Source organism: Cognatundibacterium oligocarboniphilum (assembly GCF_013377855.1).
Classification (GTDB): domain Bacteria; phylum Pseudomonadota; class Gammaproteobacteria; order Burkholderiales; family Burkholderiaceae_D; genus Undibacterium; species Undibacterium oligocarboniphilum.
Map to the genome: position 1 here is coordinate 344,032 of NZ_JABXYJ010000006.1, position 16,817 is coordinate 360,848.

17 protein-coding genes and 1 riboswitch are annotated in these 16,817 nt (G+C 52.0%); of the genes, 9 read left to right on the forward strand and 8 right to left on the reverse strand.

The annotated features are described in order from the left end of the window. Window positions 1-56: 56 nt before the first annotated feature. Window positions 57-536, forward strand: a complete 480-nt coding sequence (locus HV832_RS12785) for an Lrp/AsnC family transcriptional regulator (protein ID WP_176804225.1) — start codon at window positions 57-59, stop codon at window positions 534-536. A 34-nt stretch (window positions 537-570) separates the two neighbouring features. On the opposite strand, the gene HV832_RS12790 is transcribed toward HV832_RS12785, so the two are convergent. The 6 genes from HV832_RS12790 to HV832_RS12815 all read right to left on the reverse strand — a co-directional run bounded on the left by HV832_RS12790 (window position 571) and on the right by HV832_RS12815 (window position 7,066). Continuing rightward, complete coding sequence (locus HV832_RS12790) at window positions 571-1,353, reverse strand: oxygen-binding di-iron domain-containing protein (protein ID WP_223827267.1); 783 nt, start codon at window positions 1,351-1,353, stop codon at window positions 571-573. 141 nt (window positions 1,354-1,494) lie between these two features. Continuing rightward, a complete protein-coding gene (gene metF / locus HV832_RS12795; RefSeq protein ID WP_176804226.1) occupies window positions 1,495-2,322 on the reverse strand; it encodes a methylenetetrahydrofolate reductase [NAD(P)H] in 828 nt (275 codons plus the stop codon). Then, window positions 2,322-2,663 (reverse strand): phage holin family protein, encoded by a 342-nt coding sequence (locus HV832_RS12800; RefSeq protein ID WP_176804227.1) that lies wholly within the window; start codon window positions 2,661-2,663, stop codon window positions 2,322-2,324. The genes metF and HV832_RS12800 overlap by 1 nt, the downstream gene beginning before the upstream one ends. 69 nt (window positions 2,664-2,732) lie before the next feature. Next, window positions 2,733-4,142: an adenosylhomocysteinase gene (ahcY, locus tag HV832_RS12805; protein WP_176804228.1), complete on the reverse strand. Its 1,410-nt coding sequence runs from the start codon at window positions 4,140-4,142 to the stop codon at window positions 2,733-2,735. A gap of 39 nt (window positions 4,143-4,181) precedes the next feature. Continuing rightward, a riboswitch (S-adenosyl-L-homocysteine riboswitch) is annotated at window positions 4,182-4,325 on the reverse strand. A 182-nt stretch (window positions 4,326-4,507) separates the two neighbouring features. Further along, complete coding sequence (locus HV832_RS12810; protein WP_176804229.1) at window positions 4,508-5,050, reverse strand: adenine phosphoribosyltransferase; 543 nt, start codon at window positions 5,048-5,050, stop codon at window positions 4,508-4,510. Window positions 5,051-5,083: 33 nt separating this feature from the next. Further along, window positions 5,084-7,066 (reverse strand): monovalent cation:proton antiporter family protein, encoded by a 1,983-nt coding sequence (locus HV832_RS12815; RefSeq protein ID WP_176804230.1) that lies wholly within the window; start codon window positions 7,064-7,066, stop codon window positions 5,084-5,086. Between the two features lie 113 nt (window positions 7,067-7,179). Here HV832_RS12815 and HV832_RS12820 point away from each other — a divergent pair, with 113 nt between their 5' ends. From HV832_RS12820 to HV832_RS12855, 8 genes are all read left to right on the forward strand, one after another. Next, window positions 7,180-8,205, forward strand: a complete 1,026-nt coding sequence (locus HV832_RS12820; RefSeq protein WP_176804231.1) for a KpsF/GutQ family sugar-phosphate isomerase — start codon at window positions 7,180-7,182, stop codon at window positions 8,203-8,205. Next, window positions 8,205-8,729: a KdsC family phosphatase gene (locus HV832_RS12825; protein WP_176804232.1), complete on the forward strand. Its 525-nt coding sequence runs from the start codon at window positions 8,205-8,207 to the stop codon at window positions 8,727-8,729. The genes HV832_RS12820 and HV832_RS12825 overlap by 1 nt, the downstream gene beginning before the upstream one ends. Beyond that, window positions 8,726-9,370 carry an LPS export ABC transporter periplasmic protein LptC gene (gene lptC / locus HV832_RS12830; RefSeq protein WP_176804233.1) on the forward strand — a complete coding sequence of 215 codons (645 nt, stop codon included), beginning with the start codon at window positions 8,726-8,728 and terminating at the stop codon, window positions 9,368-9,370. The genes HV832_RS12825 and lptC overlap by 4 nt, the downstream gene beginning before the upstream one ends. 12 nt (window positions 9,371-9,382) lie before the next feature. After that, a complete protein-coding gene (gene lptA / locus HV832_RS12835; RefSeq protein ID WP_176804234.1) occupies window positions 9,383-9,964 on the forward strand; it encodes a lipopolysaccharide transport periplasmic protein LptA in 582 nt (193 codons plus the stop codon). Window position 9,965: 1 nt separating this feature from the next. Next, window positions 9,966-10,718 carry an LPS export ABC transporter ATP-binding protein gene (gene lptB / locus HV832_RS12840; RefSeq protein ID WP_176804235.1) on the forward strand — a complete coding sequence of 251 codons (753 nt, stop codon included), beginning with the start codon at window positions 9,966-9,968 and terminating at the stop codon, window positions 10,716-10,718. Window positions 10,719-10,729: 11 nt separating this feature from the next. Next, window positions 10,730-12,211, forward strand: coding sequence for an RNA polymerase factor sigma-54 (locus HV832_RS12845; RefSeq protein WP_176804236.1), 1,482 nt, complete (start codon window positions 10,730-10,732; stop codon window positions 12,209-12,211). Between the two features lie 109 nt (window positions 12,212-12,320). Further along, complete coding sequence (gene hpf, locus HV832_RS12850) at window positions 12,321-12,665, forward strand: ribosome hibernation-promoting factor, HPF/YfiA family (RefSeq protein ID WP_176804237.1); 345 nt, start codon at window positions 12,321-12,323, stop codon at window positions 12,663-12,665. Between the two features lie 193 nt (window positions 12,666-12,858). After that, window positions 12,859-13,953, forward strand: a complete 1,095-nt coding sequence (locus tag HV832_RS12855; protein WP_176804238.1) for an enoyl-CoA hydratase/isomerase family protein — start codon at window positions 12,859-12,861, stop codon at window positions 13,951-13,953. A gap of 166 nt (window positions 13,954-14,119) precedes the next feature. Here HV832_RS12855 and HV832_RS12860 read toward each other — a convergent pair whose 3' ends face one another. Together HV832_RS12860 and HV832_RS12865 are read right to left on the reverse strand one after the other, a co-directional pair. Continuing rightward, on the reverse strand, window positions 14,120-14,848 hold the full coding sequence (locus HV832_RS12860; protein ID WP_176804239.1) for an ABC transporter ATP-binding protein: 729 nt from the start codon (window positions 14,846-14,848) through the stop codon (window positions 14,120-14,122). Between the two features lie 9 nt (window positions 14,849-14,857). Then, window positions 14,858-16,816: a branched-chain amino acid ABC transporter ATP-binding protein/permease gene (locus HV832_RS12865; RefSeq protein WP_176804240.1), complete on the reverse strand. Its 1,959-nt coding sequence runs from the start codon at window positions 16,814-16,816 to the stop codon at window positions 14,858-14,860. Window position 16,817: the final 1 nt, after the last annotated feature.

Genomic DNA, 16,817 nt, shown 5'->3' on the forward strand with positions numbered 1-16,817 from the left:
CAATTTTTTCAGTGTAAAATATATAAATTAGAAAATTTTTCTACCAATAATTAAAAATGGATAAAAAAGATTTAGAAATTTTGAAAATTCTGCAAAAAGATGCGTCTATTCCACTCAGCGATCTGGCACAGGCGGTGCATTTATCTACGACACCATGCTGGCGACGTTTGCAGAAACTGCAGGAAGAGGGGGTCATCCGCCAGCATGTTGTGCTGTGCGATCCAGCCCGCCTCAATCTTGGTCTGACGGTCATGGTCACGCTGAAAGCGGCACAGCATAATGAAAAATGGATGCAAAAATTTATTACCGGCGTCAAAGATATTCCGGAAATTGTAGAAATTCTGCGAATGAGCGGGGATATTGATTACTTACTCAAAGTGCATGTGCCGGACATGGCTGGCTTTGATCTGGTTTATAAGAAACTGGTGAAAGTGGCCGACCTGCAGGACGTCAGTTCCAGTTTTGTCATGGAAGTCATCAAAAGCACCACGGCACTGCCGCTCGATTATGCCATTCTGAAGTCCGGCAAAAACTGATAGTCCCGCTTCGTCATTGGTGAAGTGCAAGCGATCAGAGCCGGAAGCGGTAATGCTCCTGAGTGAACAGATCAATGCCGCATTGCAGATTTTCAATCCAGTCCAGGAAAGCATGAATCGCTTCTTTACCGACAAAATAGCGCCCATGTTGCGGAACCATCATCCCGACATCCATATTCCGGACCATATTCGCCCACAACCGGCAGGCTTTATTGGAAACCATGTAGCGCTTATGAAAACCACTCATGGTATGCAGCTCCTGGTAAAAATCATCCTTCGTCCGGATCGGACGCTGAATATCATCCGGATCCACCATGGATGCACCGACGTCACCTGAAAACAGGATTTTAGATTTGTTGTCGTAGAACTGGAAATTACCTTCCGCATGTAAAAAATGGGCAGGCACGGCATAGATCGTGGTGTCTCGCAGATGCACCGGCATTCCCTCATCGGGGATACCGATAATCCGGCCATCAGCACGGTTCAGATTGCAGAAATGCGGCACAAAGCGCGACCATAATTTGGAAACGTATAAATTGCACCCGGTGCTGAACAGCCATTTATCGAGTGCACCGATAATGTCAGGATCCTGATGTGACGCAAACAGATATTTCAGCTGCTGCTTCGGCAAATATTTATGCATCGCCAGCACCAGCGAGTTGTAAGTCAGATGGCCTGAAGGATCGATCAGAGCGCCTTCACCATCTGACACTACCAGGAACTGATTGGCCTGTACGGCATGATCTCCGGCATCTTTCACCAGATCATTAAACATCACGCAGATGTGTTTACCGTCGTTATAAAGTTCGATTGCCAATTTATCTCCTGAAACCGATGCTATCCCAAAAGGGATAAATTGATTGTAATCAAAATTATGTTTTGATTATTGACTTACATCAATTTTAAGGTATCGGGAGATGGCAGGCTGCTTCGCCTGCCGGCTGTAGCGACAGAAAAATCAGAGTAACCGCTGCCAGATCGCTGTAGTGGCGGCAGCCTGATTCAGAGAGTAGAAATGGAGGCCGGGCGCCCCCCCTTGCAACAGTCGTTCACACATCTGCGTGACCACATCCAGCCCGAACGCCTTGATCGAAGCGCTGTCGTCCCCGTAGCTGTTAAGTTTCAGGCGTATCCAGCGCGGAATCTCTGCGCCGCACATTTCAGAAAAACGCTGCAGTTGATTGCTGTTCGTGATCGGCATAATGCCTGCAACAATCGGCGCGCTGACGCCGGCTTTTCTGGCCTCATCCGCAAACCGGAAATACGCATCTGCATTATAAAAGTACTGCGTGATTGCAGCATTGGCACCGGCCTGCATTTTACGGACAAAATGATTCAGATCGTCTTGCGGAGAACGCGCCTGAGGATGCATTTCAGGATAAGCCGCCACTTCGATATGAAACCAGTCACCGGTTTCAGCACGGATAAATTCCACCAGATCGCTGGCATGCCGGAATTCACCGCCCATACCATAACCGCTTGGCAGATCGCCGCGCAGCGCTACCAACCGGCGGATATCATGCGCCTGATACTGCTGCAGGATCTGGCGGATCGATTCCCGGGTTCCGCCGACACAGGATAGGTGCGGAGCAGCATCATAACCTTCACGCCGGATTTCAATCACGGTATCGAGCGTTCCTTGCTGCGTCGTTCCACCGGCGCCAAACGTGACGGAAAAATATTTAGGTTTGAGTTCACCCAGTTTCGCGCGGGTTACCCGAAGCTTCTCTGCACCCTCTTCCGTTTTGGGCGGAAAAAACTCAATGCTGAAATTATGCGTAATCATTATTTTTGTAAAAGAAGAGTCGAAAGCGTCCAGGAAATCACGCTATACAACAACGCACCGCCGACCGCCGCCCAGAATCCGGCAACATGAAATCCCTGCACCAGATTGGCAACAGCCCAGAACAGCAGCCCGTTAATAATAAAAATAAACAGCCCCATCGTCATCACAGTTGCCGGTAAGGTCAGGATCACCAGCACCGGACGCAGAACGGTATTTACCAGTCCCAGTACCAGCGCCACCAGCAAAGCTGTCCCAAAACTGTCAATAGAGACAGAATGCATCAGATATGGAATCGCGAGTAATGCCAGCGCATTGACCAGCCAGGTTGCAAGCAGACGCATCAACTTTCTCCTTCAGAAGAACCGGACACTCCCCGCTGCTGCCGGCATACGGGGAGGATTGGTACTGGATTAATAACGGTAGTGTTCCGGCTTGTAGGGGCCTTCTTTTTTAACGCCAATATAAGCAGCCTGTTCGTCGGTCAGTTCGCTCAGTTGCGCATTCAGTTTTTTCAACTGCAGACGAGCAACCTTTTCATCCAGATGTTTCGGCAACGTGTAGACGCCTACCGGATATTTCTCATTGTTCTGGAACAGTTCGATCTGTGCAATCGTCTGGTTCGCGAACGAAGAACTCATCACATACGAAGGATGACCGGTACCGCAGCCAAGATTGACCAGGCGGCCTTCGGCCAGCAGGATGATGCGCTTACCGTCGGGGAAAATGACGTGATCAACTTGCGGCTTGATGTTTTCCCAGGTGTATTTCTTCAGCGAGGCAACGTCGATTTCATTATCGAAGTGACCGATGTTGCAGACGATAGACTGATCCTTCATCTTCACCATGTGATCGTGGTTGATGACATGGTAATTGCCGGTGGTGGTCACGAAAATATCGCCAAGCGCAGCCGCGTAATCCATTGTGACGACGCGGAAGCCTTCCATTGCCGCCTGCAATGCGCAGATAGGGTCGATTTCGGTGACCCAGACTTGCGCCGACAACGCGCGCATCGCTTGCGCGCAGCCTTTGCCGACGTCACCATAACCCACGATGACCGCGACCTTGCCGGCGATCATTACATCGGTTGCACGCTTGATGCCGTCAACCAGCGATTCACGGCAACCGTACAGATTGTCGAATTTCGATTTGGTGACCGAATCGTTGACGTTAATCGCCGGAAAAGCCAGCTTACCTTCTTTGTGCATCTGGTACAGACGATGCACGCCGGTAGTGGTTTCTTCGGTCACACCCTTGATGGCGGCGAGGCGTTTCGAGTACCAGTCAGGTTCGTTTTTCAGGTGCGATTTGATCGCATTAAACAGGCAGACTTCTTCTTCGGAACCCGGGTTGGCAAGTACCGAGATATCTTTTTCAGCGCGTTTGCCAAGATGCAGCAACAGTGTCGCATCGCCGCCGTCGTCCAGAATCATGTTTGAATAACCGCCGTCGGTCCATTCAAAAATACGGTGCGTGAATTCCCAGTATTCGTCGAGGTTTTCACCCTTGAATGCAAATACCGGTATACCGCCGGCAGCGATGGCCGCCGCCGCATGATCCTGGGTCGAATAGATGTTGCAGGATGCCCAACGTACCTGCGCGCCCAGCGCGACCAGTGTTTCGATCAGTACCGCAGTCTGGATCGTCATGTGCAGAGATCCGGTAATGCGTGCGCCTTTCAGCGGCTGACTCGCAGCGAATTCTTCGCGGATTGCCATCAGCCCTGGCATTTCCGTTTCAGCGATTTTGATTTCTTTACGACCCCAGTCAGCCAGGCTGATATCGGCGACAAGGAAATCCTGGTTTGCAGTGTGAGTAGTCATGATGGTGGCGTTCTCACGCCCTCCTTTCGATAGAAAAAAGTAACGTGAGCGCAGTTTTGATGAGCCAGCCGTCACCCGGTTTCATTCTTCACCTCATGCAGAGATGAGAAAAAAGGCTAGGGGCTGAACCCGTGATTCCAAGCCTGGCAAGTTTGAACACTTGTCGCAACGCTCCTTGGAAGAGCTGAAGTATAGCGCAGCAAGCCGGATTCTGCACATTTTCATGCCGCAACCACCTGTCACTGACGGGTGCGACGACCGGGAAATATCATGAAAGCAACATCATGCCCGGCAAGTATTTCTGATCCGGGCGGAAACAATCGCCAGCCCTGGAAATGCATACATCACTGCAAATCGCGACTGGCTTAATGGCCGTCAAACTGGCAAACCGTGTATAAAGGCAGGCCGCTCTCCGAAATCAGTCTGGAACCGCCAAGTTCAGGCAAATCCACGATCACTGCACCTTCGACGACGGTGGCACCAAGACGCTCCAGCAGCTTTTTACCCGCCATCATGGTACCGCCAGTGGCGACCAGATCGTCGATCAGCACCACGCGGTCACCTTGTTTGCAGGCATCCGCATGCAGTTCGACCGTTGCGCTACCATATTCGAGTTCATATTCTTCCGATACGGTGTGGAAAGGGAGTTTGCCTTTTTTCCGGATAGGGACAAAACCGAGATTCAGTTCATACGCCAGCACCGAACCGATAATGAAGCCGCGTGCGTCGAGGCCGGCGACGACATCGATTTTCTGATCCATGTAGCGATGTACGAACATATCGATCAGGACGCGAAACACCTTCGGGTTTTGCAATAAAGGCGTGATATCACGAAACATCACTCCCGGTTGCGGCCAGTCCGGCACAGTGCGTATATGTTGTTTGATGTATTCGGAGGGATTAAACATCGCCGGAAGTCCTTCAGTTTCAAAAATAACCCGTTATTTTAGCAGGCGTTGCTCTGCTCTCGCGACAGCCTCTGAGGTGCCGCGGACAACGACGATGTCACCGGCCTGCAGCAGCATCGAATCATGATGCTCCTGCCTGACTCTGCCTCGCCTGACGGTATGCACATCAGCGCCAATTTCGGTCAGCTGCAATTCACCGAGCATTTTTCCGATCGCATTTGCCCGTTCATTGAGGACGATCGTATGCAGACGGATTTGCATCGCTTCCGGGCTGTCGGCCACATCGCTGGCACCGCGAAAAAACCCGCGCAGGGACTCATAACGCGCGTCTCTTGCCGCCTGCACCCTGTGCACCACGCGGCGTAGCGGAATCCCCAGCATGACCAACGCGTGAGAAGCCAGCATCAGACTGCCCTCCATCAGCTCAGGCACGACTTCCGTTGCACCGGCGGCCCGTAATTTCTCAAGATCAACATCATCGTGGCTGCGCACGATCACGGGTAATGCCGGATTGATTTCGTTGACGAAATGCAGCACTTTCAGCGCCGATGCGGTGCTGGTATAAGTGACCACCAGCGCCGCCGCACGGTGAATTCCGGCAGCCATCAGGCTTTCACGGCGGGCAGCATCACCGTATGAGACATTGGCACCCGCTGTCTGCGCCTCATGCACCCGATCAGGATCAAGATCAAGTGCGTGATAATCAATTTTTTCCTCCTCGAGCAAGCGCGCCAGACTTTGTCCACTACGGCCGAAACCGGCAATAATCACATGCTTTTTCGACGTCATGGTGCGTGCGGCGATCTGCGTCAGCGCCAGCGATTGCATCATCCATTCATTGGCGGAGAATTTCATCACGATGGCATCTGACTTCGCCAGGATGAATGGAGATGTCAGCATCGACAACACCATCGATGCCAGAATCAGCTGCAGCAATTGCGGGTCGATCAATTGCAGATCACCCGCCTGATTCAGCAAGACAAATCCGAACTCACCCGCCTGCGCTAATGCCAGCCCGGTGCGCAGGGCAACACTGACGGAACTGCCGAATGCGCGCGCCAGCCCGGTAATCAGTACCAGCTTTAACAGCATGGGGCCGATAAACAACAATATCACCAGCCACAAATGATCCCAGACCAGTCGCCAGTTCAGCAGCATACCGATCGTAATGAAAAACAAGCCAAGCAAAACGTCGCGGAAAGGTTTGATATCTTCTTCCACCTGATGCCGGAATTCGGTTTCAGAAATCAGCATGCCCGCCACGAATGCGCCCAAAGCCATGGAGAGCCCGGCCTTTTCGGTCAGCCAGGCTGCGCCCAGCGTGATGAACAGCAGATTCAGCATAAACAGTTCCTGCGATCGCCGCCGGACTACAATCGTGAACCAGGTACGCATGATCCGCTGTCCGACCACCAGCAGCAGCAATAACACCAGCACCGCTTTACCGCTGGCCCAGGCCAAAGTCTGCACCACATCTTTAGAATGGGTAGCCAGCGCGGGCACCAGAATCAGCAAGGGCACCACCGCCAGATCCTGAAACAACAGAACACTGATGATTTGTCGCCCGTGCAAACTTTCCAGTTCAAGCCGCTCAGTGAGCATTTTGGACACAATCGCCGTAGAAGACATGGCCAGCGCGCCGCCCAGCGCAAAAGCAGCTTCCCAGCCGATCTGGAAATAACGTGGCAGCCAGGCGCTGGCTAGTGCACCCAATGCAAAACTGGCGGCAATCGTGACTGCCACCTGCGCCATACCCAGGCCGAATACGGCCTTGCGCATAGACATCAGCTTGGAAAGGGAAAATTCGAGTCCGATCGAGAACATCAGAAACACCACTCCAAACTCAGCCATTTCATGGGTCACTGCGCTGTCTTCAGCAAACCGTAGCCCAAACGGACCGATCAGGATGCCGACGACCAGATAGCCGAGAATAGGCGGTAGCTGCAGCATACGAAAGGCCACCACCCCCAGAACGGCGGCAGCTAACAGTGAAAGTGTGGTATCAAGTGCATTCATGAAGACTATTATTGCCGATTTATCGACGCTGAATCCTGTTTTATTCCAACGACGATTAACTACGTTACGTCTGGCAGAGTTTTTGCTTACAGAATTTCGTTTATACTTCCGGCATGAACGCTCTGAATGCATCCCCTACCGATGACGCACTGGTATCAGCCGCCCGGCGTGCTGTGCAGCTCGCGTCCGAAACCCTGCAGATTGAAGCCGATGCGCTGATCCAGTTACAGGAACGGCTGCGCGCTGGCGACGCTCCGGCATTTTCGCAGGCAGTCAGCATGTTGCTCTCTTGCCACGGCAGAGTGGTGGTTTCCGGTATTGGCAAATCCGGCCATATTGCCCGCAAAATTTCAGCCACCTTTGCCTCAACCGGCACACCGTCCTTTTTCGTCCATCCGGCAGAAGCCGCGCATGGTGATCTTGGCATGGTGACGCCGCAGGATGTCTTTATCGCCATTTCCTATTCCGGCGAAGCTTCTGAACTGATGTCTATCCTGCCAATCATCAAACGGCTCGGTGTCAGGCTGATTGCACTGACCGGCAACCCGCAATCAAGTCTGGCCGGTATTGCGGACATCCATCTGAATCTGCATGTCGATAAAGAAGCCTGCCCGCTGAATCTGGCGCCGACAGCCAGTACCACTGTCACGCTGGCACTGGGCGATGCGCTGGCAGTCGCCGTGCTGGATGCGCGCGGTTTCCGGGAAGAGGATTTTGCACGTTCCCACCCGGGTGGTGCATTAGGACGTCGGCTGCTGACTTATGTAAAGGATGTCATGCGAACCGGAGAAGCCATCCCAAGTGTGACACCGGATACCGGATTGACGACAGCCTTACTCGAAATTACCAAAAAGGGGATGGCAATGACCGCCGTGGTCGATGCGGAAAACAAAGTGGTCGGAGTATTCACCGACGGTGATTTGCGGCGGTTGATAGAGACCTCGCAGGACTTCACCCAGATTCGCATCGCTGACGTCATGCATACCAACCCGCGCAGTGTACGCGCAGATCAGCTCGCGGTCGAAGCGGTGGAAGTCATGGAAACTTATCGTATTAACCAGTTATTAGTGACCGACAACGCGCATAAGCTGTTAGGCGCTTTGCATATTCACGATCTGACCAGGGCAAAGGTGATCTGATGTCTGAAGCAATGACACGCGCAGCCAGAGTTCGTCTAATGATCTTTGATGTCGATGGTATTCTGACCGATGGCAGTTTGCATTTCGGTGCCGATGGCGAAGCATTGAAAACCTTCAGCGTGCTCGATGGACAAGGCATGCGCCTGATACAGGACGCAGGAATCGCCACAGCCATTATCAGCGCCAGACAGTCTCCGATCGTGGCACGACGGGCTGCAGACTTAGGCGTCAGCCATGTGCGACAGGGCATTCATGACAAGAAATCCGCCTTCCTCCAACTATTGCAGGAACTGGGACTCAGCGCCGGAGAATGCGGCTTTATCGGTGATGACGTGATTGACCTGCCCGTGCTGACACGCGTCGAATTTGCCGTCTCTGTGCCAAACGCCCATGCCGAAGTCAGGCAGCGCGTGCATTACATCACAACGGCAACCGGCGGAAAAGGCGCAGTGCGTGAGGTCTGCGACTATCTGCTGCGCGCCCAGCAAAAATACGATGCCGTCATGGCACAGTTTCTGGCATGAAAACACCGATTACCCTCGACCGCGCCCGCATCTGGATGGCTGTTGCCACCATCGCAGTGATCGCGCTCGGCAGTTTCTGGCTGCAAAATGTAATCATGCGCGGGGACGACGATTACCAGCACAACACGGCACGTCAGGAACCGGATTATTACGTCGAAAAATTCAATTTCATCAAACTGTCTAACAACGGAAAAGCCAATTACCACGTCACTGGTGACAGTCTGGTTCATCTGCCGCGCACAGACCAGTATGAGATTCAGCATCCGCTGATCAACAGTTTTGACGACCAGCGCACTCCGATTACAATCAGTGCCGGCCGCGCTGTGGTCGAACAGAAATCAGATACCACCAAACCGCGACGGGAACAGGATGTGGTGCATTTGTACGATCAGGTCAGCGTAGAACGCCCGGAAGGTCTGAACTCGCGATTCATGCGGCTCGATACTGAATATTTAATGCTGATGCCGGATAGCGACATCATCAAAACAGACAAAGCAGTGAGCCTGATGACGGCCAACACAGACACCACGGCCATTGGTCTGAATGCCAATAACGCCAAACAGGAATTTGAATTAATGAGTAAAGTCCGGGTTCATATCAGAAAAAATGCCGGACATCATTCCAACTCTCACGACCATTGAAGCGAGTCAGCCATGTACCTCTTTTCTTTTGCCAGTCAACGCACCGGACATTTGCTGAGCCTGACACTGTTTGCCTTAAGCATGACTGCAACCTCTGCCACACGGGCAGAAAAAGCAGACAGCTATGCAGATACAATCATTGAAGCCGGCCATTCGTTTGACGATATCAAAAATAATGTCGCCGTCCTGTCGCATGGCGTCACGATCAGTCGCGGAACGCTGCTGATCAAGGCAGAAAAAGCCAACCTGAAACAAGCTGTCGACGGTAAGCAAAATGTCGTGCTGATCAGTAAACCTGGCACGCCGGTCACCTTTCGTCAGAAACGGGATGGCGGGCCGGATTTATGGATAGAAGGCCAGGCGGAATCTGCCGAATATGACGAATCCACCGAAATGGTAAAACTGATTTCGAATGCACTGGTGCGTTATCTGGATGGAAAAAAAGTCACACAAGAACAGTCAGGTGCATACTTATCTTATGACAGCAAAAATGATGTCTTCCTGGGAACCAACTCCACCAGCGGCCAGCACGTCGAGGGCAACTCCCGCGTCCGTATCGTGATCCGCAGCAAAACAGAAAAACAGGCTGACTGATATGAAAGAGTACGATAGCACCTTGATGGTAAAAGGGCTGCAAAAGCGTTACGGCGCGCGCCAGGTGGTGCGGGACGTTTCATTACAGGTTAAAAGTGGGGAAGTAGTTGGTTTGCTGGGTCCCAATGGCGCAGGAAAGACGACCTCGTTTTATATGATCGTCGGTCTGGTACCTTCGGATGACGGAGAAATCTCGATCAATGGCGTCAATGTCTCCGATCTGCCAATTCATAAACGCGCAGTCCTGGGTCTGTCTTATCTGCCACAGGAAGCCTCCGTTTTCCGCAAACTGACGGTCGAAGAAAATATCCAGGCAGTGTTGGAATTACAAAAAGATCAGGAGGGGAAATTTTTGACCGGCAAAATCATTCAGGAACGCCTGAATGCCCTGCTAAGCGATCTGCAGATAGAAAAAATCCGCGAGAGTCAGGCGCTGGCATTATCGGGGGGAGAACGCCGGCGGGTGGAAATCGCCAGGGCGCTGGCAACCAATCCGCGTTTTGTCCTGCTGGATGAACCGTTTGCCGGCGTGGACCCTATCGCGGTCATTGAAATTCAGCGTATCGTGCGCTTCCTGAAAGAACGTGGCATCGGTGTACTGATCACCGATCACAATGTCCGTGAAACGCTGGGTATCTGTGATCATGCCTATATCATTAATCAGGGTGCAGTACTCGCCAGTGGCAAGCCGGACGATATCATTCAGAATGAATCCGTACGGCGGGTGTATCTGGGAGAACACTTCCGCATGTAACGGGCTGCATCATGAAACAAGGTTTGCAACTCCGCACCTCCCAGCATCTGGCACTGACGCCTCAGTTGCAGCAATCGATACGGTTGCTCCAGTTGTCCACACTAGAACTGCATCAGGAGCTGGAAAATTTACTGACAGAAAATCCGTTGCTGGAACGTACGGATGATCCGCTGGATCAGGCGGTACGCTTACTGGCTGACGGTGCAGTCAGTCATGACAAACAATATGGCGAGGACAGCCCGACCTTATCCGGCACGGAAAGCGGTCCGGTATCACAGGACACTGCGGCAGAGCCCGACTTCCCTCCGGCAGACAGCATCAGCGCCAGCGATCAGGACTGGAGTTTTGACGATGCCCCAGCTGCGACCCGCAGCCAGGACGATGAAGAAAGCCGCCCCCAACTGGAAGCAGCCCATATCAGCCTGCACGATCATCTGCGTGAACAAATGCGCCTGAATCTGCGGGAACCGCGTGACCGCGCACTGACTGAGCTGATCATTGATGCGCTGGATGATAATGGCTATCTGACGGAATCACTCGACGACATCTACTCAGGTTTGCCGATTGAATTATGCGTCGAACCGGAAGAGCTGGATTTTGCGCTGACGATGGTGCAGAGCTTTGAACCCGCAGGAATCGGCGCCAGAACACTCTCGGAATGCCTCGCACTGCAGATCAGACGCCTGCCTCGCATTCCCTTCGTCACACGCAGGCTGGCGCTCGCGATTGTCGAAACGCAACTGACTTTATTTGCGCAGCGGGATTTCAACAAGCTCAAGAGAATCTTCAATTGCGATGACGAAGATTTGCGGGAAGCGCAGGCCATCATCCGGCTGTGCGAACCCCGCCCCGGAACGGCTTTCACCAGCCATGATTCCGACTACGTCGTACCGGATGTGATTGTCAAAAAATGCGGCAACAACTGGCAGGTATTGCTGAATCAGGATGTGATGCCCAGATTAAGAATCAGCAGCATGTATGCCAACATCATGCGGCAAAACCGCGGTGAAACCGGACTCAGCACGCAACTGCAGGAAGCACGCTGGCTGATCAAAAATATGCGTCAGCGTTTCGACACGATTTTACGCGTCGCACAAGCCATAGTTGAAAGACAACGCAATTTTTTCACTCACGGCGCAGTTGCCATGCGCCCCCTTGTTTTGCGCGAAATAGCTGATACACTGGGATTACACGAGAGCACTATTTCCCGTGTAACGACCCAAAAATACATGTTGACCCCACATGGCATGTTTGAGTTGAAATACTTTTTCGGCAGCCATGTCGCGACGGAAACCGGGGGGGAAGCATCGTCCACCGCGATACGAGCACTCATCAAGCAGTTGATAGGAGCAGAAGACCAGAAAAGCCCACTCTCTGACAGCAAAATTGCAGACATGCTGGGTGAACAAGGCATGGTGATTGCGCGGCGTACCGTTGCTAAATACCGTGAAGCCCTCAAAATTCCACCAGTGAGCCTGCGAAAATCTTTGTAACTTAATCCTTGTAATCACGGTTTGAATTGCTATATATGATTTAGCTCAGAACATCTCGAATCGAATGAGCCTATCGTAACAGCAAGCAACATCACTATAGGAGCACAGTATGAATCTCACCATCAGTGGACATCACGTCGAAGTCACTCCTGCCATTCGTGAATATGTACATACCAAACTGGAACGCATCCGGCGTCACTTCGATCAGGTCATTGATATTGCCGTCATCCTGACGGTTGATAAGCTCCGTGAAAAAGAAAAAAGGCATAAAGCAGATATCAATCTGCATATCAGCGGTAAAGATATTCATGTCGAAAGTCTAGCGCATGATCTGTATGCAGCGATTGATGCACTGGTAGATAAACTGGATCGCCAGGTCATCAAGCACAAAGATAAAATCCAGGATCACCAGCATGACGCGATCAAGCATATTCCTGATCCGGCATCGCCCTGACTGAACACAGTCGCATCAAAAAAGGACGCTCGAGCGTCCTTTTTTATTTCTGCACGTTATCTCACCGCACCGGCTTTGTGCATCCGGCTCCGGTATTGTCTCTCATGAATTCTGTTCACCAGTAAACTCAGTGACGTTACCGTCATGCCAGCATAAAATATTGACTTCTTCCGATTAATGAACCGGTATTCCCATGAGCGATTACGTTATCACCTCAGTCAGCAATTCCATCGGCTATATTCTGCTGGACCGCCCCAAGGCATTGAACTCCCTGTCACTGGATATGGTGCGTGCGATAAGCGCCATATTGCTCCGCTGGCGCGGCGATGCTGAGGTGAAGGCCGTGTTTATTCATAGCAGCAGTGAAAAAGCCTTCTGTGCCGGTGGCGATATCCGCTTCTTCTACGATGTCGGCACCGCGACGCCGACCGGAGACAGTGCATTGCTGGAAGACTTTTTCACAGAAGAATATGCACTGAACCATTTAATTCATTTTTATCCCAAACCCTACATCGCCCTGATGAATGGCGTAGTCATGGGGGGCGGTATGGGCATCTCCCAAGCTGGAGAAACATGCCGTTTGCGCATCGTCACAGAACGAACCAAAATGGCGATGCCGGAAGTGAATATCGGCCTGTTTCCGGATGTGGGGGGCGGTCATTTTCTCTCTCGCACTCCGGGTGAATTGGGAACCTACCTGGGGCTGACCGGTGAAATCATCGGTGCTGCCGATGCCTTATATGCGGGATTGGCAGACGTGTATATCCCGACTGCGGAAATACACGCACTCATGACTCTGTTAAGTAAAAATACGGCATCAGATCTGCGTATAGCGATACGTGATTTTGCTGCCGGCTTTGCAGATCAGGCCAAGCCGGAAACCAGCAGGTTGGCGACCCTGCACAATGCGATCAATCATCTGTTCGCCGGCAACAGCGTCAGCACCATCTGCGACAGACTGCAGCAGGACAGCAGTGACTTCGCACAACACACTCTGGCAACGATGCAAAAACGCTCCCCGTTACTGATGTCGGTCACCCTGGAGCAACTGCGCCGCAGTAAGAACATGAACGTATCGGCATGCCTGCGCATGGAAAGAAATATGGTGCGTCACTGCTTCCGGCATGGCGAGGTGCTCGAAGGTGTGCGGGCACTGGTGGTGGATAAAGACAACGCACCGCAATGGTCGCCGGCAACATTAAATGATGTCAGCGAAAATCTGGTGCAAAGCTTTTTTGCACCAGTCTGGCCAGACTATGCACATCCGCTGCGCCATCTGCAAGACTGATGCTACCGGCAATAAAAAAAAAAAGCATACGCAGGATACGTATGCTTTTTTCTTTTATGCTCAATAGCATGTTAGGGAATGTCTGATGAGTGCCCCCAACAAATTTTCAATAGCAACCAGCACTTAGGACTGGCTTTCGATATAGCCTGCTATCAATGATAGTGCATCAATGATGCGCCCCCCCACCCAAGTAAGCAGCTTTCACAGCCGGATCATTTTGCAGTTTATCTGCCGGGCCATGTACAGAGATGCGACCATTTTCCAGCACATAGCCATAGTCGGCCACCGCCAGCGCTGCTGCAGCAAACTGCTCCACCAATAGCATGGTCCTGCCTTCCTGCTTGAGTCGCTGAATAATGCGGAAAACCTCATCGACCAAAATAGGTGCCAGCCCCATAGATGGCTCATCCAGCAAAATCACTTCGGGATTCAGCATTACCGCACGCGCCATCGCCAGCATCTGCTGTTCCCCACCGGACAAAGTGCCGGCCAGCTGATGGCGACGCTCTTTCAGACGCGGGAATAATTCCATAGCCTTTTGCAGATCGCTGTCGATATCACCACGCGGGCGCGACCGGGTAAAACGCGGGAAAGCGCCGAGCAGCAAATTATCCGTCACTGACATGGTGGCGAAAACACGCCGCCCCTCAGGGGAATGCGCCAGACCGGCACGGGCAATTTTATGAGAGTCCAGGCCTGTGACATCTTTGCCAGCAAGCGTCACCTTACCTTCTTTCGGCTTCAGCATTCCGGAAATCGCACGCATGGTAGTCGTCTTGCCGGCGCCATTGGACCCAATCAGCGTCACGACTTTACCTTTCGGAACTTCCATTGAAATTCCGTGCAGTACCTGAACCTTACCGTATGCGGCATGCAAATTTGAAATAGTTAACATCTTGCCTCCTCAGGCTGTCACAGCGTGGGGTGCGCCAATATCATCGCTGACACTGCCACCAAGATAAGCTTCGATCACTTTGGAATCCGCCTGCACGTCTGCGGGTTTACCTTCGGCAATTTTTTGTCCGAAGTCCAGCACGGTCACCATATCGCAGATCGACATCACAACGTCCATATGATGCTCAATCAGAATGATCGTAATATCGTGTTCACGGATCTTGCGGATGATAGCGATCAGCTCTTTAATATCCGGCGCCGTCAAACCTGCAGCAGGTTCATCCAGCAACAGCAATTGCGGATTCAAGCCTAGTGCACGGCCGATTTCAAGCAAACGTTGTTTGCCATACGGAAGATTACGAGCTTCTTCATTTGCCAGATCGGACAAGCCGACAAAGTTGAGGATGCTGGCAGCGCGCATCCTGGCCTCACGCTCTTCCCGCAGATAACGCGGTGTATGCAGCATGACATCGAGTACATTGCTGCGGAAGGTGTTATGCAAACCAACCAGAACATTTTCCGTCGCCGTCATTTCACCGAACAGTTGGACATTCTGGAAAGTACGTGCCACACCGCCCAATGCAATCGCTGATGGCGTTGTGCCGGAAATCACGCGCCCGCTGAATTCAACCACGCCATCCGTCGGTTTATAAATACCGGTCAATACATTCATCATCGTGCTCTTACCGGAACCATTCGGCCCGATCAGACCATGGACGGTGCCTTTGGCGATTTGCAGGTCTACCTGATTCAATGCCTTTAGACCGCCAAACTGCATCAGCAACTGACGTGCACTGAGCAGGATACCGACGCGCTCGCCATTTGCCTTGACTATGGCGGTATCGTCATTTGCAGTGAATGTTACTGGTTGCGCCATCAAATGACGCGGCCCTTTACCCAGCAGTGAATTGACAAAACCGACGATGCCATCCTGCAGGTAATACACCACGAACAAAGTCATCAGACCAAATATCGTCAGACGCCAGTCGGTGATGCTTTCCAGCTTATAGGAAAAAAAGGCCATACCTGCCGTCGCAATCACAGGTACTGCCAGTTCGCGGACTGTCTTGCGTCCTTTTGCCAGCGTATAAGCACCACCGGCAATACCGATGACTGCCGCGACAGTGGCGATCTTCCGGAACAATTCGATATCCGCCAGCAAGGATGGCAGCATCACGACAATGAATGCACCCAGCAGAGAGCCGATGCGGCTTTTACGTCCACCCATAATGACTGCCAGCAGGAACAGAATCGTGAGTTCAAAGTTGTATGTGTTCGGAGAAATATATTCTTCCGAATAAGCATACAAACTGCCCGCCAGCCCTGCCAGGGCAGCGCTGATTACGAATGCATAAACTTTGTAGCGATAGACCGAGACCCCCATACAGTCAGAAGCAATCGGACTGTCGCGCAAGGCCTGAAAGGCACGGCCGAGATGAGAACGCAAGATCCGGTGCACTACAATCATCGCCAGCACCATCAACACAGCCACCACGTAAAAATTCCCGACTTCACCCAGCTTCTGACCCAATAAAACCGGCTTGGATACCTTGATGCCCATTGGTCCTTCGGTGAGAAAGGTCATCTCATTAATCAGTATCTGAATAATCGTACCGAAAGCCAGTGTCACCATCGCCAGATAAGGTCCGGTAACACGTAACGCTGGTAATGCCAGCAAGGCACCAAAAACAGCCGTAACACAGATACTGGCTGGCAGCGCCAGCAGAATCGGCATGCCGAGCTTGAAGTACAAAACGCCCGTCGTGTAAGAGCCGATTCCAAATAATCCGGCATGTCCGAGGGAAACCTGTCCAGTATATCCTACTACGATGTCCAGACCGAATAACAGAATGGCATAGATCAGAATCGTTTCTGCCAGATGCAGATAATATGGGTTTTGCATAAACACCGGCAGTAAAGCCAGCGCCGCAATTCCCAGCGCGGAAAAAAGATAGGTCATCTTGCTCATG

What these genes read in the sequence shown, in the direction of transcription:
- HV832_RS12785 (WP_176804225.1), top strand. Translation starts at nt 57, where the DNA reads ATGGATAAAAAAGATTTAGAAATTTTGAAAATTCTGCAAAAAGATGCG.
- metF (WP_176804226.1), bottom strand. Translation starts at nt 2,322, where the DNA reads ATGATTACGCATAATTTCAGCATTGAGTTTTTTCCGCCCAAAACGGAA.
- HV832_RS12800 (WP_176804227.1), bottom strand. Translation starts at nt 2,663, where the DNA reads ATGCGTCTGCTTGCAACCTGGCTGGTCAATGCGCTGGCATTACTCGCG.
- ahcY (WP_176804228.1), bottom strand. Translation starts at nt 4,142, where the DNA reads ATGACTACTCACACTGCAAACCAGGATTTCCTTGTCGCCGATATCAGC.
- HV832_RS12810 (WP_176804229.1), bottom strand. Translation starts at nt 5,050, where the DNA reads ATGTTTAATCCCTCCGAATACATCAAACAACATATACGCACTGTGCCG.
- HV832_RS12815 (WP_176804230.1), bottom strand. Translation starts at nt 7,066, where the DNA reads ATGAATGCACTTGATACCACACTTTCACTGTTAGCTGCCGCCGTTCTG.
- HV832_RS12820 (WP_176804231.1), top strand. Translation starts at nt 7,180, where the DNA reads ATGAACGCTCTGAATGCATCCCCTACCGATGACGCACTGGTATCAGCC.
- HV832_RS12825 (WP_176804232.1), top strand. Translation starts at nt 8,205, where the DNA reads ATGTCTGAAGCAATGACACGCGCAGCCAGAGTTCGTCTAATGATCTTT.
- lptC (WP_176804233.1), top strand. Translation starts at nt 8,726, where the DNA reads ATGAAAACACCGATTACCCTCGACCGCGCCCGCATCTGGATGGCTGTT.
- lptA (WP_176804234.1), top strand. Translation starts at nt 9,383, where the DNA reads ATGTACCTCTTTTCTTTTGCCAGTCAACGCACCGGACATTTGCTGAGC.
- lptB (WP_176804235.1), top strand. Translation starts at nt 9,966, where the DNA reads ATGAAAGAGTACGATAGCACCTTGATGGTAAAAGGGCTGCAAAAGCGT.
- HV832_RS12845 (WP_176804236.1), top strand. Translation starts at nt 10,730, where the DNA reads ATGAAACAAGGTTTGCAACTCCGCACCTCCCAGCATCTGGCACTGACG.
- hpf (WP_176804237.1), top strand. Translation starts at nt 12,321, where the DNA reads ATGAATCTCACCATCAGTGGACATCACGTCGAAGTCACTCCTGCCATT.
- HV832_RS12855 (WP_176804238.1), top strand. Translation starts at nt 12,859, where the DNA reads ATGAGCGATTACGTTATCACCTCAGTCAGCAATTCCATCGGCTATATT.
- HV832_RS12860 (WP_176804239.1), bottom strand. Translation starts at nt 14,848, where the DNA reads ATGTTAACTATTTCAAATTTGCATGCCGCATACGGTAAGGTTCAGGTA.
- HV832_RS12865 (WP_176804240.1), bottom strand. Translation starts at nt 16,816, where the DNA reads ATGAGCAAGATGACCTATCTTTTTTCCGCGCTGGGAATTGCGGCGCTG.